We start from the raw sequence: 14,276 nt of genomic DNA, 5'->3' as shown, positions 1-14,276 counted from the left end.
GCCACCTCTCCTCGTTCGGGTGACATGGCACCGATCTCCCGAAATCTTCCTCCGGGGAGCGCATAACGTGCGCTCCGCCGCGGCGCACCCGGGGCGCGAGCGCAACGGGTAGGGATCGCGATGACGGACACCACGACAAGGCCTGTCGACACGGGCACACCAAGGCACGCACAGGCCCCCCGCCGGGTCCCGCCCCAGGCCCAGCCGTGGGCCCCGCCGCAGTTCACGACGCCTCCCCGGGCCTGGACCCCTCCCCCGCCCCCGGCCGCGCCCCGGCCCCCCGAGGCCGCGCCCGCCCCTCTCGTCAACCGCCCGCGAGGCAGGCACCGCAAGCCCCGCCCCCGCAAGGTCCTGCTCGCGGCGGGCGGCTTCGCGCTGGCCGCCGGGGTCCTGAGCCTCGTACGGCTGGCGCCCGACGGCGGAGTGGGCGGCGTCGGCAGGGCACAGGCCCAGTCGGACCTGGACCCGGACACGAGCGCGCACACGAACGCGGATACGGACACGGACCCCTCGACCGACCGCACCGGCAACACGGCGGCCACGGTCGGCAGCGTTCCCACGCCGAACCCGTCGGCGAGTACTCCCATGGGCGGCGCGACCCCGGTCCCGACCGCACCTCCGACAGCGCTCCCGACCGCTCTCCCGACCACCACGGGCCCGCTGCGGCCCTTCCCCCCGGGCGCGCTCCCCACGCCCCTGGTCCCCGCCGCGGACGCCACCACGATCCCGCAGCGGCCCAGCACGCCCTCGCCCGCCGCCACCCCGGGCGAGCTACGCCCGGGGACCTCGACACCCGCCCCGGCGGCGCCACAGCCCGCGCAGCAGACACCTCCGACCACCGCACCGACGCCCGAGCCCCCCGCGCCGGCCCCGGCGCCGAAGCCCGCGACGCCCGGCGGAGTGTGCGTACCGCTCATCGGCGTGTGCGTGGACGCTCTGAACCACCACCACTGATCAGCCCGGGCCCGACCGACCGGCGGTTCTACGTGACCGGCCCCGCACGTCGGGTCAGCAGCCAGGGCTCGACCACGCCGAGGCCGCGCACGGGCCGCTGCCACATGGGCTGGAGCGCGAAGCGGTACACCGGCGGCTCCTCGCCCTCCTTCTCCGCGGTGGCGGCGGCCTCCGCCGCCTCCGCCTCGGAGGCGGGCGCGTCCCCGGTACGGATCAGCTCCTCCGCGAACGCCGCGTCGACGAGTACCGCGTCCCGTGGCGCTATCGACGTCAACCGCGAGGCCAGGTTCACCGTCGACCCGAAAACATCACCCATACGGGTGGTCACCGTGCCGAACGCCATCCCGACTCGCAGCTCGGGCATCGTCTCGTCGTGCGCCATCGTCTCGATCAGCCGCAGCGCGATCTCCGCGGCCACACCCGGCTCGTCCGCCGCGTACAGCACCTCGTCGCCGAGCGTCTTGACGAGCCGCCCGCCGTTCGCCGCGACCAGGTCCGCGGCCGTGGTCTCGAAGGCCTCGACGAGTTCGCCGAGCTCCTCCTCCTCCATACGCCGGGTCAGCCGCGTGAACCCGACAAGGTCGGCGAAGCAGACGGCGAGCCGCCGGTCGACCATCTCCTCGTCGTCTGCGGCCTGCACGACCCGCCCGGTCGCGGCGGCGAGCTGGCGCCGCCAGACGTACACGATGAACTCCTCCAGCTCGGGCAGGAGCAGTTCGATCAGCGGGTACGTCACCTCGGTGCGCGTCATTCCGGGCTCGGGCGGCTCGGTCAGCCCCTCCAGGAAGGAGTCGATCTGCCACTCGGCCAAACGGGCGGTGGTCTGCCCCGTGGAGCGCGCCACCTGCACGGCCATCGCCTCGCTCAGCAGCCCCGCCTCGACGAGACCGGCGAGTCGGCGCAGCGCGAGTACGTCCGCCTCCGTCAGCGCCTTGGCCTGCCCGATGTCGGCGAAGCCCATCGCCCGCCAGAAGCGGGACGCGAGTTCCATGGAGACACCGGCGCTGCGGGCGGCCTGAAAGGGGGTGTAGCGCCGCTCGGCACCGAGGATGAGCTGTTCGAGACGCAGGGCGAGCGGGTCCTCACCGGGGTCGGCGATATGCCCATCCACCCGGCTGCCCGCCGCGTCGGAGCCCGTGTCGTCGACGGTCACGCCTGCTGCCCTTCCGATCTGTCACGGTCAGATATCGACCGCCCTCAACGATACGGCCTCGCTCCGCTGGGTTCAGCAGGGACGACGCACCCGGTATCGGTGTGACCGTCACTGGGGGCTGCCGCCCCCAGACCCCCGCAGGAAACGCCGCCCGGCACCGAGAACTTCGACGTCGCCCGTAAACGGACGGGAAACGGGTGGGCGGGTGGGAAATTCTTCTAGGCCGGCCGCAGGTGCACGACATCCCCCGCCCCCACCGGCTCCTGCACCCCCTCTCCCGTGGCAAGCACAAGCCGCCCATCCCCGTCCACAGCAACCGCCTCCCCCACCACAGACCTCTCCCCCGGCAACTCCGCCCGCACCGTCCGCCCCAACGTCGCGCACCCCGCCGCATACGTCTCCTGCAGTCCCGACAACACGGGATCCCCCTCCGCCGACCGCCACCGCACGTACCACTGCTCCAGCGACCGCAGCACCGCCCGCAGCAGCGGATCCCGGTCCGTGCCCACCGCCCCGGCCAGCGCCAGCGACCCCGCCGTCGGCACCGGGAGCTCGTCCTCGCGCAGGGTGACGTTGATGCCGATGCCGATCACCGCCGCGTCCGTACCGGCCCGCTCCGCGAGGATCCCGCCCGCCTTGCGCTCCGCGCCCCCCACACTCACCAGCAGGTCGTTGGGCCACTTGAGGGACGTGTCGACGCCCGCGGCGCGTGACAGGCCCGTCGCCACCGCGACCCCGGTGAGCAGCGGCAGCCAGCCCCAGCGGGTCACCGGCACCTCCGTCGGCTTCAGCAGTACGGAGAAGAACAGCCCGGAACGAGCCGGTGCCGTCCACTGCCGGTCCAGCCGACCCCGTCCGGCGGTCTGCTCCTCGGCGAGCAGGACGAGCCCCTCCTCCGCCTTGCCCGCGTTCGCGAGGGCGGCGAGGTCGGCGTTCGTGGATCCCGTACTGCGGACGACCTCCACCCCCGACCAGAGCCCGCCCTCCCGGACCAGCGCCCGGCGCAGCGCGCCGGCGTTCAGGGGCGGCCGTTCGAGATCGGACCAGCGCCCGTCGTTTCGCGCCGACCCCTCCGAACCGTCTGCACCCTCGGTGTTCTCTGCGTCATCTCGCGGCGTCATGCAAGCCACACTAGATGTGGTAAACGCCGCACTGCCGATGGGTAGGCACGCCACTACGCTACGGATGAGTAGCCCATCCCCCTTCTGAGCACGTCACACTTTGCAGGGAGCCGCATCCCGATGGCCGAGCCGGTACAGCCGCAGCAGACCGACATCCACACCACCGCTGGCAAGCTCGCGGACCTGCAGCGCCGCGTCGAGGCGGCGACGCACGCCGGATCGGAACGGGCTGTCGAGAAGCAGCACGCCAAGGGGAAACTGACGGCCCGTGAGCGGATCGAACTGCTCCTGGACGAGGACTCGTTCGTCGAGCTGGACGAGTTCGCCACGCACCGCTCGACCAACTTCGGGCTGGAGAACAACCGCCCGTACGGAGACGGCGTGGTGACCGGTTACGGCACCGTCGACGGACGTCCGATCGCCGTGTTCTCCCAGGACTTCACCGTCTTCGGCGGTGCGCTGGGCGAGGTCTACGGCCAGAAGATCGTCAAGGTCATGGACTTCGCGCTGAAGACCGGCTGTCCGGTCATCGGCATCAACGACTCGGGCGGCGCCCGTATCCAGGAGGGCGTGGCGTCGCTGGGCGCGTACGGCGAGATCTTCCGCCGCAACACCCACGCGTCCGGGGTGATCCCACAGATCTCGCTCGTCGTGGGGCCGTGCGCCGGCGGCGCGGTGTACTCCCCGGCCATCACCGACTTCACGGTCATGGTCGACCAGACCTCGCACATGTTCATCACCGGCCCGGACGTCATCAAGACGGTCACCGGCGAGGACGTCGGCATGGAGGAGCTGGGCGGAGCCAGGACCCACAACTCCGCCTCCGGCGTGGCCCATCACATGGCCGGCGACGAGAAGGACGCCATCGAGTACGTCAAGCAGCTGCTGTCGTACCTGCCGTCCAACAACCTCAGTGAGCCCCCGCTGTTCCCGGAGGAGGCGGACCTCGCCGTCACGGACGAGGACCGCGAGCTTGACGTCCTGATCCCGGACAGCGCGAACCAGCCGTACGACATGCACACGGTGATCGAACACGTCCTGGACGACGCGGAGTTCTTCGAGACGCAGTCCCTCTTCGCGCCCAACATCCTCACCGGGTTCGGCCGGGTGGAGGGCCGTCCGGTCGGGGTCGTCGCCAACCAGCCGATGCAGTTCGCGGGTTGTCTCGACATCGCCGCGTCGGAGAAGGCGGCGCGCTTCGTGCGTACCTGCGACGCCTTCAACGTGCCCGTCCTCACCTTCGTGGACGTCCCCGGCTTCCTCCCCGGTGTCGACCAGGAGCACGACGGCATCATCCGCCGGGGCGCCAAGCTGATCTACGCCTACGCGGAGGCGACCGTCCCGCTCATCACGGTCATCACCCGCAAGGCCTTCGGCGGCGCCTACGACGTCATGGGCTCCAAGCACCTGGGTGCCGACCTCAACCTCGCCTGGCCGACCGCCCAGATCGCCGTGATGGGCGCCCAGGGCGCCGTCAACATCCTGCACCGCCGCACGATCGCCGAGGCCGAGGCGAACGGGGAGGATCTGGAGGTGGTCCGCGCCCGGCTGATCCGGGAGTACGAGGACACCCTCCTCAACCCCTACATCGCGGCCGAGCGCGGCTACGTCGACGCGGTGATCCTGCCGTCCGACACCCGCCGCCAGGTCGTACGAGGGCTGCGTCAGCTCCGTACGAAGCGCGAGTCCCTGCCCCCGAAGAAGCACGGCAACATCCCGCTGTAAGGAGCCGGCGTCATGACGATCAAGGTCGTACGGGGCAACCCGACCCCCGAGGAGCTCGCCGCCGCCCTGGCGGTGGTCCGAGCCCGCGCCGCGGCGGCGCCCTCCGTGCCGCCCGGCGCACCCGGCACCACGGACGCGTGGGCGGACCCGGCAAGGATCGCGTCCCACCGGATCCCCCAGCCGAGCCCGACCTCATGGAGCCGCACCTACTGGCCCGCGTGACGGAGGCCTGCCCAGGGGCGCGAGGAACCGCGCGCAGCAGAACAACATGGGGCGCCGATTTGAGTACCCCTACTCAGGCGCCCGACCCCGCCAGGCCCCACGCTGGTGGAATGCTGTGGTCCGATCCCGAGAACGAGCCGCCGAAGGAACTGCGCGACGCGCAGCGGATGCTTCGGCGGCTCGGCCTTCTCCTGGCGCTGGCCATGGTTCTCGCGATGATCGTCCTCGGTGTGCGGTAGGACGGCAGGACCTGTCCGGGGACCGTGGCCCGCCGATACCCTGGCCGTCATGACCGATGATCAGTCGCGCCGCCGTCTCGTGCTCGCCTCCCAGTCCCCCGCCCGGCTCAACCTGCTCCGGCAGGCCGGGCTCGACCCCGAGGTGATCGTCAGCGGGTTCGACGAGGACGCGGTGACCGCGCCGTCCCCGGCCGAACTGGCCCTCGCGCTGGCCGAGGCCAAGGCCGCCGTGGTGGCCGCGCGGCCCGAGGCGCGCGGCGCCCTGGTGATCGGCTGCGACTCCGTCCTCGACCTGGACGGCGTGGCGTACGGCAAGCCCGCCGACGCCGAGGAGGCGACCGCCCGCTGGAAGGCGATGCGCGGCCGTCAGGGCACCCTGGAGACAGGACACTGCGTCCACGACACGGCGGTGGGTCGCCAGGTGTCGGCGACCGCGTCCACCGTGGTCCGCTTCGGCGAGCCGACGGACGAGGAGATCGCCGCGTACGTCGCCTCGGGCGAGCCCCTCCACGTCGCCGGTGCGTTCACGCTCGACGGCCGCTCGGCACCGTTCATCGACGGCATCGACGGCGGCCACGGCAACGTCATCGGCATCAGCCTGCCGCTGCTCCGCAAGCTGCTCGCCGAACTGGGCGTCGGCATCACGGAGTTGTGGACGCCCAGGGAGAAGTAGGAGACGGCAGAGGAGTCGCCGCGGTCAGGGGGTGCTGGGGGTCGGCGGGGGCGTCAGCGGGGAGCCGCCGTTGCCCACGGCCGGGGAGCCGCCACCGGTGCCACCCGTGCCGTCCGAACCGTCCGTGCCGTCTTCGGGTGCCATGGCCGCGGCGTCGTTCTGCCTGTCGTAGGTCATCAGCAGGAGCACCACCAGCGCCAGCACCACGACCATCGTCAGGAACGCCGGCACGCCCACCAGCCCCCAGGCGAACGCCCCGAGCAGCGCGTGCACCACGGCGACGCTGATCAGCAGGACACGCCCGAGGCCGGCCGGGGAGCGGTCGCGCAGGGCGACGAGCAGGGCCACCACCCCGCACAGCGCGAAGTAGGCACCGAAGACCAGCCCGCCGATCTTCGAGGACATGGACATCATGTCCGGGTCGAGGCCGGCGAGGGACATCTGCTGGTTGCCGACGACGATCCCCAGGAACCAGTTCAGCGCGGCGATGCCGAAGGCCTCCACGAAGAGGACGATCGCGACGATCCAAGCCACCGGTCTGCGGACCACCGGCCCCCACCCACTTTCGACTGCACCACTAGTACGTTCGGTACATCCTGAACGCTACTAACGGGTAAACGCCCGGACAAGGGTTCGGCGAAGGTTCCTCGGCGGGCAGAAAACCATTGGGCCGTTCGTAGGGACTCCACAAAGAAACCGAGTGGGCCGCAGCACGCTCTCACAGAGACCTTGACCACATCAGGGGGCTAGGGTTTCCCGATGGAGTCCCGCGTACATAGGTGCGACAAGGGATTTCACGGGTAGGGCGAGCCTCGCATCACGCTCCGTGTGGGCAAGCTCACCAGTGGGGACGGGTCGATGCGCCGTGTCGGCAGTCCCTAAACTCGGCTTGTTTCAAGGAGGGAGCCTCAATCGTGCGCAAGGTGCTCATCGCCAACCGTGGCGAAATCGCTGTCCGCGTTGCCCGGGCCTGCCAGGATGCCGGTATCGCGAGCGTGGCCGTGTACGCCGACCCGGACCGGGACGCGCTTCATGTGCGTGCCGCCGACGAGGCGTTCGCTTTGGGCGGTGACACCCCGGCGACCAGCTATCTCGACATCGCCAAGGTGCTGCAGGCCGCCAAGGACTCCGGAGCGGACGCCATCCACCCCGGATACGGCTTCCTCTCCGAGAACGCCGACTTCGCCCAGGCCGTCATCGACGCCGGACTGACCTGGATCGGCCCGCCCCCGCAGGCCATCCGCGACCTCGGCGACAAGGTCGCCGCCCGCCACATCGCCCAGCGTGCCGGTGCCCCGCTGGTCGCCGGCACCCCCGACCCCGTCTCCGGGTCGGACGAGGTCGTCGCCTTCGCCACCGAGCACGGCCTGCCCATCGCGATCAAGGCCGCCTTCGGCGGCGGCGGACGCGGTCTGAAGGTCGCCCGCACCCTCGAAGAGGTACCCGAGCTCTACGACTCCGCCGTCCGCGAGGCCGTGGCCGCGTTCGGACGCGGTGAGTGCTTCGTCGAGCGCTACCTCGACAAGCCCCGCCACGTGGAGACCCAGTGCCTGGCCGACTCCCACGGCAACGTGGTCGTCGTCTCCACCCGTGACTGCTCCCTCCAGCGCCGCCACCAGAAACTCGTCGAGGAGGCCCCCGCGCCGTTCCTCTCCGAGGCACAGGTCGCCGAGCTGTACTCCTCCTCCAAGGCGATCCTCAAGGAGGCCGGCTACGTCGGCGCCGGGACCGTGGAGTTCCTCGTCGGCACCGACGGCACGATCTCCTTCCTGGAGGTCAACACCCGCCTCCAGGTCGAGCACCCGGTCACCGAGGAGGTCGCCGGCATCGACCTCGTGCGCGAGATGTTCCGTATCGCCGACGGCGAGGAGCTCGGCTACGGCGACCCCGAGCTGCGCGGCCATTCCTTCGAGTTCCGCATCAACGGCGAGGACCCCGGCCGCGGCTTCCTGCCCGCCCCCGGCACCGTCACCACCTTCGCCCCGCCCTCGGGCCCCGGGGTGCGCCTGGACGCCGGCGTCGAGTCCGGCAGCGTCATCGGCCCCGCCTGGGACTCCCTGCTGGCCAAGCTGATCGTCACCGGCGCCACCCGCGAACAGGCCCTCCAGCGCGCCGCCCGCGCCCTGGCCGAGTTCCAGGTCGAGGGCATGGCCACCGCCATCCCCTTCCACCGCAAGGTGGTCACCGACCCCGCCTTCGCTCCCGAACTCACCGGCTCCACCGACCCGTTCACGGTCCACACCCGCTGGATCGAGACCGAGTTCGCCAACGACATCCCCGCCTTCGCCGCGCCCGCCGACATCGAGGCGGACGAGGAGGCGGGCCGCGAGACCGTGGTCGTCGAGGTCGGCGGCAAGCGCCTGGAGGTCTCCCTCCCCATCTCGCTGGGCATGTCCCTGGCCCGCACCGGCCTCGCCGCCGGCGCCAAGCCCAAGCGCCGCGCCGCCAAGAAGTCCGGCCCGGCCGCCTCCGGCGACACCCTCGCCTCCCCGATGCAGGGCACCATCGTCAAGGTGGCTGTCGAGGAGGGCCAGGAGGTCAAGGAAGGCGACCTGATCGTCGTCCTCGAAGCGATGAAGATGGAACAGCCCCTCAACGCCCACAAGGCAGGCACCGTCAAGGGCCTCGCCGCCGAGGTCGGCGCCTCCCTCACCTCCGGCGCCCCCATCTGCGAGATCAAGGACTGACCCGTACAACCCTGTGAGGCGCCCGGCGGACTGAGCAATCAGCCCACCGGGCCCTTCTGTTCCTGACGCGGGCGCATCCGTGCCTGACGTTCGGTGCGCGCAGCGCCCGAACGTCAGGGGCGCGGGGAACTGCGCGACCAGCCACACCCCGCCCGCACCCGGCGACGACCCACGTACCCCCACGGCGGCCGACCGATGGCATGCTGCACCCACGGAACCCATACAGGGAAGGGCAGGCATCCCATGGCCCAGCCGCCGGCAGGCCTACGCGCGGACGCCCGCCGCAACTACGAACGGCTCCTCGCGGAGGCCCGCTCCACCTTCGCCGAGCACGGGACGGACGCCTCACTGGAGGACGTCGCCCGGCGTGCCGGCGTGGGCATCGGCACGCTGTACCGTCACTTCCCCAACCGGCACGCCCTGATGAGCGCCGTCTTCGAGGACTCGGTGAGCGACCTGCTGGCCCGCTCCCGCGAACTGCTGACCGACCCGGAGCCGTGCGTCGCGCTGGTCACCTGGCTGCGCGAGATCGTCACGCACGCCGGTGAGTACCGCGGCCTGGCACGGGCCCTCATGACGGTGTCGTACGACGCCGACTCGGACCTGGCCAGGTGCAGCAACCCGATGCGGTCGGCGGGCGCGGCCCTGCTCACCCGCGCCCAGCAGGCCGGCACCCTCCGTGCCGACGTCTCCATCGGCGACCTGCTCCAGCTCACCAACGCCATCGCGCTGGCGGCCGAGGCGACCCCGGACGACCCGGACCTGGCCGACCGCCTCCTGACCCTGACACTGCGGGGCGTGAAGGCGGCACCGCCTCGGTAACCGGGGTCAGCGGCGGCGGAGGTCCGCCACCCGGGTTCGTTCCCGCTCGCGCTCACCGGGTCCGCCGGACTGCTCGCCCAGCATCGTGCCGCGCAGCGGATGACCCGCCGAGCCGCCGGGCAACTGCCCCCGGCGCGGGTTGGGAAGCGGCACGTCCCGGCGCTGTTGGCGGGCCGGTACCTGCTCACCGCCCTGCGGCCCGGTCCCCTGGGAACCGTTTCCCGAGCCCGCCGATCCGGCCACGGCGATCTGCACGCCCTGGTCGGCCAGGGCCTGGAGTTCCGTCCCAGCACGGTCGTCGTGGAGGGGCGGTTCGTCGGTGACGAGGCGGGTGATCAGGTCCGTCGGCACGGTCTGGAACATGGTGTCCGAGCCGAGCTTGGTGTGATCGGCGAGCACGACGACCTCGGCGGCGGCCTGCACCAGCGCGCGGTCGACGGACGCCGACAGCATGTTGGAGGTGGACAGCCCGCGTTCGGCGGTGAGCCCGCTTCCGGAGAGGAAGGCCTTGGACACCCGCAGCCCGTGCAGGGACTGCTCGGCACCACTGCCGACCAGGGCGTAGTTGGAACCGCGCAGAGTGCCGCCGGTCATCACGACCTCCACTCTGTTCGCGTGGGCCAACGCCTGGGCCACCAACAGGGAGTTGGTGACGACGGTCAGCCCGGGGACCCGCGCGAGCCGGCGTGCCAGCTCCTGCGTGGTGGTCCCCGCCCCGACCACGATGGCCTCGCCCTCTTCGACGAAGCTCGCGGCGAGGTCGGCGATGGCCGTCTTCTCGGCGGTCGCGAGATGAGATTTCTGCGGAAAGCCGGACTCCCGCGTGAACCCGCCCGGCAATACCGCACCGCCATGCCGGCGGTCGAGGAGTCCTTCTGCCTCCAGTGCGCGCACGTCCCGCCGTACGGTCACTTCGGAGGTCTGGACGACGCGGGCGAGCTCACGGAGCGACACGGCTCCATTGGCACGCACCATTTCGAGGATCAATTGACGACGTTCTGCAGCGAACACGAAACTGACAGTAACCCCAACGACCGTCTGCTTTCAGCAGTATGCGCCGAATAACAGAAGTTGTTCGCAAGCGGGTACGGGAAGTGGTATACGCGCCTATCTTCCCTGCTTATGCCATGGGAAAGGGCGGCAAATCCCCGTGACCAGCGGGAAGTTGCCACCCTTGTCGACTCCCGGCTGTCAGGCCTCGCCCGACGCCTTGCGCGTGTGAAGCTGCCGGGCGACCTCGGCGATCGATCCCGAAAGAGAGGGATAGACCGTGAACGCGTTCGCGATCTGCTCGACCGTCAGATTGTTGTCGACGGCGATCGAGATCGGGTGGATGAGTTCGGAGGCGCGCGGCGACACGACGCAGCCGCCCACGACAATCCCGGTGCCCGGCCGACACATGAGCTTGACGAAGCCGTCGCGGATGCCCTGCATCTTGGCGCGCGGATTGCGCAGCAACGGCAGTTTGACGACGACGGCGTCGATCTTGCCGCCGTCGACATCGGCCTGGGTGTAGCCGACGGTGGCGATCTCGGGGTCGGTGAACACGTTCGACGAGACGGTCTTCAGGTTCAGCGGGGCCACCGCGTCGCCGAGGAAGTGGTACATGGCGATACGGCCCTGCATGGCGGCGACCGACGCGAGGGCGAAGACACCGGTCACGTCACCGGCGGCGTACACACCGGGGGCGGTCGTCCTCGACACCTTGTCGGTCCAGATGTGCCCGGAGTCGCGCAGCTTGACCCCGGCCTCCTCCAGCCCCATTCCGGCACTGTTGGGAATCGCGCCGACGGCCATGAGGCAGTGCGAGCCGCTGATGACCCGCCCGTCGGCGAGGGTGACCTCGACCCGGTCGCCGACGCGCTTGGCGGACTCGGCGCGGGAGCGGGCCATGACGTTCATACCGCGGCGCCGGAAGACCTCTTCGAGGACCGCGGCGGCGTCCGGGTCCTCACCCGGCAGCACGCGATCACGGGAGGAGACGAGGGTGACCTTGGAGCCGAGGGCCTGGTAGGCACCCGCGAACTCGGCACCGGTGACACCCGACCCGACGACGATGAGTTCCTCGGGCAGCTCGGTGAGGTCGTAGACCTGGGTCCAGTTGAGGATGCGCTCGCCGTCGGGCTGCGCGTCGGGCAGCTCACGCGGGTGTCCGCCGGTGGCGATCAGCACGGCGTCGGCGACGAGCGTCTCCTCGCTGCCGTCCACGGCCCGGACGACGACCTTGCGGGAGCCGTCCATGCCCTGCATGCCGTCGAGCCGCCCGCGCCCGCGCAGGACGCGCGCGCCGGCCCGGGTGACGGAGGCGGTGATGTCGTGCGACTGGGCGAGGGCGAGGCGCTTCACCCGTCGGTTGACCTTGCCGAGGTCGACACCGACGACGCGGGCGGCCTGCTTGTCGGGTGGGGTGTCATCGGCGACGATGATCCCCAACTCCTCGTACGAGGAGTCGAAGGTCGTCATCACCTCGGCCGTGGCGATCAGGGTCTTCGACGGTACGCAGTCGGTGAGCACCGACGCCCCGCCCAGACCGTCGCAGTCGACGACGGTCACCTCCGCGCCGAGCTGCGCTGCCACCAGCGCCGCTTCGTAGCCGCCGGGTCCGCCACCAATGATCACGATCCGAGTCACATACCCCATTGTCCCGTACGCGCCGGGGTGCCGACGCCCCGGGGGCCGCCGCACGGGTCCGGGGCGGGCTCGGGGCGGGCCCGGGGCGGACGTCTGTGCGGGTACGAAAGGGGCGTGTGCTGCCGGAGTGACGGCCGTGTCCGCTGCCGTACTCTCGATCCATGTCGCTCTACGCCGCCTACGCCGGCAATCTCGACGCGCGGCTCATGACGCGCCGCGCCCCGCACTCGCCGCTGCGCGCCACCGGCTGGCTGACCGGGTGGCGGCTGACGTTCGCCGGCGAGCACATGGGCTGGGAGGGCGCGCTCCCGACCATCGTCGAGGCACCGCGTTCCCAGGTCTTCGTCGCCCTGTACGAGATCGCCCCGCTCGACGAGGACTCGCTGGACCGCTGGGAGGGCGTGGGTCTCGACATCTACCGCCGGATGCGGCTGCGCGTCGACACGCTGGAGGGCGAGGAACCCGCGTGGGCGTACGTCCTCAACGGATACGAGGGCGGTCTGCCGTCGGCACGGTACCTGGGCGAGATCGCCGACGCGGCGGAGTCGGCGGGGGCGCCGCACGACTACGTGATGGAACTGAGAAAACGTCCCTGTTGAGCAACCGCGGGCCGGCTGCCCACCCTTTGGTTGGAAACGACAAGACAACGATCGGCATCCCGTAACCTCCGTCATCTACGCGCGTAGGCTCGAAGCGGATACCCTCATGCCCGTGAACGCATCTCTTCTTCCGGACGACATCCAGGGCGACCCCTACTCCGCCGCCGACACCGCCGCCGCGCGCCTGCGGGAGCTCACCGGCGCCGAGACCCATGACGTCGCCCTCGTGATGGGCTCGGGCTGGGCACCGGCAGTGGACGCCCTGGGCACCCCCGAGGCCGAGCTCCAGGTCACCGAGCTGCCCGGATTCCCGCCGCCGGCCGTCGAGGGCCACGGCGGCAAGATCCGCTCGTACCGGATCGGCGACAAGCGCGCGCTGGTCTTCCTGGGCCGCACGCACTACTACGAGGGCCGTGGCGTCGCCTCCGTGGCGCACGGTGTCCGTACCGCCGTGGCCGCCGGCTGCAAGACCATCGTCCTGACCAACGGCTGCGGCGGCCTGCGCGCCGACATGCGCCCCGGCCAGCCGGTCCTGATCAGCGACCACATCAACCTCACGGCGACGTCCCCGATCGTCGGCGCGAACTTTGTCGACCTGACGGACCTGTACTCGCCGCGGCTGCGGGCCCTGTGCAAGGAGATCGACCCCAGCCTCGAGGAGGGCGTGTACGCCCAGTTCACCGGCCCGCACTACGAGACGCCGGCGGAGATCCGGATGGCACGGACCATCGGCGCGGACCTGGTCGGGATGTCGACGGTGCTGGAGGCGATCGCGGCGCGCGAGGCAGGCGCCGAGATCCTGGGCATCTCGCTGGTGACGAACCTCGCGGCGGGAATGACGGGCGAACCCCTGAACCACGAGGAGGTCCTCCAGGCGGGCCGCGACAGCGCGACCCGCATGGGCGCCCTGCTGACCCAGGTCCTGGACCGCCTGTAGCAGGTCGGCTCTCCGCGCCCCCGCCGACCTCCCTTGTCGCGCTGAACGCGCTCGTCCTCAATCGCCGGACGGGCTGATGGTGCCGACCGGGGCTTGATCTTTCAGCGCCGACCCGCACCTCCAGCCCGTCCGGCGCTTGAGGACAAGGCCCGTCCAGGGCCGACTCCCCTCCCACCCCGACCCACACCCCCAGCCCGCCCAGCGCTTGAGAACAAGGCCCCTTCAGGGCCGACTCCCCTCCCACCCCGACCCACACCCCCAGCCCGCCCAGCGCTTGAGAACAAGGCCCGTCCAGGGCCGACTCCCCTCCCACCCCGACCCACACCCCCAGCCCGCCCAGCGCTTGAGAACAAGGCCCGTCCAGGGCCGACTCCCCTCCCACCCCGACCCCCACCTCCAGCCCGTCCGGCGTTTGAGGACAAGGCCCCTTCAGGGCCGATGGGGGGTCTGGGGGCACAGCCCCCAGGAACGGGATGGGACGGGTAGGGGCGGCGGGGGCGAGAATCAACGGGC

At 71.2% G+C, this 14,276-nt stretch carries 14 protein-coding genes; 9 read left to right on the top strand and 5 right to left on the bottom strand.

Annotation, left to right across the window (positions count from 1 at the left end; translation table 11 throughout):
• Positions 1-120 precede the first annotated feature (120 nt).
• Positions 121-954 carry a hypothetical protein gene (locus PV734_RS31455; protein ID WP_319293034.1) on the top strand — a complete coding sequence of 278 codons (834 nt, stop codon included), beginning with the start codon at positions 121-123 and terminating at the stop codon, positions 952-954.
• 28 nt (positions 955-982) lie between these two features.
• On the opposite strand, the gene PV734_RS31450 is transcribed toward PV734_RS31455, so the two are convergent.
• Together PV734_RS31450 and PV734_RS31445 are read right to left on the bottom strand one after the other, a co-directional pair.
• Complete coding sequence (locus tag PV734_RS31450) at positions 983-2,107, bottom strand: adenylate/guanylate cyclase domain-containing protein (protein WP_319092338.1); 1,125 nt, start codon at positions 2,105-2,107, stop codon at positions 983-985.
• Between the two features lie 218 nt (positions 2,108-2,325).
• The gene (locus PV734_RS31445) at positions 2,326-3,228 is read right to left on the bottom strand and encodes a biotin--[acetyl-CoA-carboxylase] ligase (protein ID WP_319293032.1); all 903 of its coding nucleotides are present in this window, start codon (positions 3,226-3,228) and stop codon (positions 2,326-2,328) included.
• Between the two features lie 120 nt (positions 3,229-3,348).
• On the opposite strand from PV734_RS31445, the gene PV734_RS31440 reads away from it, so the two are divergent.
• From PV734_RS31440 to PV734_RS31425, 4 genes are all read left to right on the top strand, one after another.
• Entirely contained in the window at positions 3,349-4,953 is a 1,605-nt protein-coding gene (locus PV734_RS31440; RefSeq protein WP_319293030.1) for an acyl-CoA carboxylase subunit beta, read from the top strand.
• Positions 4,954-4,965: 12 nt separating this feature from the next.
• Positions 4,966-5,175, top strand: a complete 210-nt coding sequence (locus PV734_RS31435; protein ID WP_319092341.1) for an acyl-CoA carboxylase epsilon subunit — start codon at positions 4,966-4,968, stop codon at positions 5,173-5,175.
• Between the two features lie 110 nt (positions 5,176-5,285).
• On the top strand, positions 5,286-5,414 hold the full coding sequence (gene mmpB, locus PV734_RS31430) for a morphogenic membrane protein MmpB (RefSeq protein ID WP_319092342.1): 129 nt from the start codon (positions 5,286-5,288) through the stop codon (positions 5,412-5,414).
• A 49-nt stretch (positions 5,415-5,463) separates the two neighbouring features.
• The gene (locus PV734_RS31425; RefSeq protein WP_319293028.1) at positions 5,464-6,087 is read left to right on the top strand and encodes a nucleoside triphosphate pyrophosphatase; all 624 of its coding nucleotides are present in this window, start codon (positions 5,464-5,466) and stop codon (positions 6,085-6,087) included.
• A gap of 24 nt (positions 6,088-6,111) precedes the next feature.
• Here the strand turns inward: PV734_RS31425 and PV734_RS31420 are convergent, their stop codons facing one another.
• The gene (locus PV734_RS31420; protein ID WP_319293026.1) at positions 6,112-6,636 is read right to left on the bottom strand and encodes a hypothetical protein; all 525 of its coding nucleotides are present in this window, start codon (positions 6,634-6,636) and stop codon (positions 6,112-6,114) included.
• 365 nt (positions 6,637-7,001) lie between these two features.
• Between PV734_RS31420 and PV734_RS31415 the strand changes: the two genes are divergently transcribed.
• Together PV734_RS31415 and PV734_RS31410 are read left to right on the top strand one after the other, a co-directional pair.
• Entirely contained in the window at positions 7,002-8,774 is a 1,773-nt protein-coding gene (locus PV734_RS31415) for an acetyl/propionyl/methylcrotonyl-CoA carboxylase subunit alpha (RefSeq protein WP_319092345.1), read from the top strand.
• A gap of 243 nt (positions 8,775-9,017) precedes the next feature.
• Entirely contained in the window at positions 9,018-9,596 is a 579-nt protein-coding gene (locus PV734_RS31410) for a helix-turn-helix domain-containing protein (RefSeq protein ID WP_319092346.1), read from the top strand.
• A gap of 6 nt (positions 9,597-9,602) precedes the next feature.
• Here the strand turns inward: PV734_RS31410 and PV734_RS31405 are convergent, their stop codons facing one another.
• Complete coding sequence (locus PV734_RS31405) at positions 9,603-10,607, bottom strand: DeoR/GlpR family DNA-binding transcription regulator (RefSeq protein WP_319092347.1); 1,005 nt, start codon at positions 10,605-10,607, stop codon at positions 9,603-9,605.
• Between the two features lie 180 nt (positions 10,608-10,787).
• Entirely contained in the window at positions 10,788-12,236 is a 1,449-nt protein-coding gene (locus PV734_RS31400) for an NAD(P)H-quinone dehydrogenase (protein WP_319092348.1), read from the bottom strand.
• Between the two features lie 152 nt (positions 12,237-12,388).
• On the opposite strand from PV734_RS31400, the gene PV734_RS31395 reads away from it, so the two are divergent.
• On the top strand, positions 12,389-12,826 hold the full coding sequence (locus tag PV734_RS31395) for a gamma-glutamylcyclotransferase (RefSeq protein WP_319092349.1): 438 nt from the start codon (positions 12,389-12,391) through the stop codon (positions 12,824-12,826).
• Positions 12,827-12,938: 112 nt separating this feature from the next.
• Positions 12,939-13,763 (top strand): purine-nucleoside phosphorylase, encoded by an 825-nt coding sequence (locus tag PV734_RS31390; protein ID WP_006375920.1) that lies wholly within the window; start codon positions 12,939-12,941, stop codon positions 13,761-13,763.
• Positions 13,764-14,276 lie beyond the last annotated feature (513 nt).

It is taken from the genome of Streptomyces sp. AK08-02 (assembly GCF_033795085.1).
In the GTDB taxonomy this organism is placed as follows: domain Bacteria; phylum Actinomycetota; class Actinomycetes; order Streptomycetales; family Streptomycetaceae; genus Streptomyces; species Streptomyces echiniscabiei.
The sequence above is the reverse complement of the archived record's forward strand: the minus strand, read 5'-3'. Positions and strand labels throughout refer to the sequence as shown.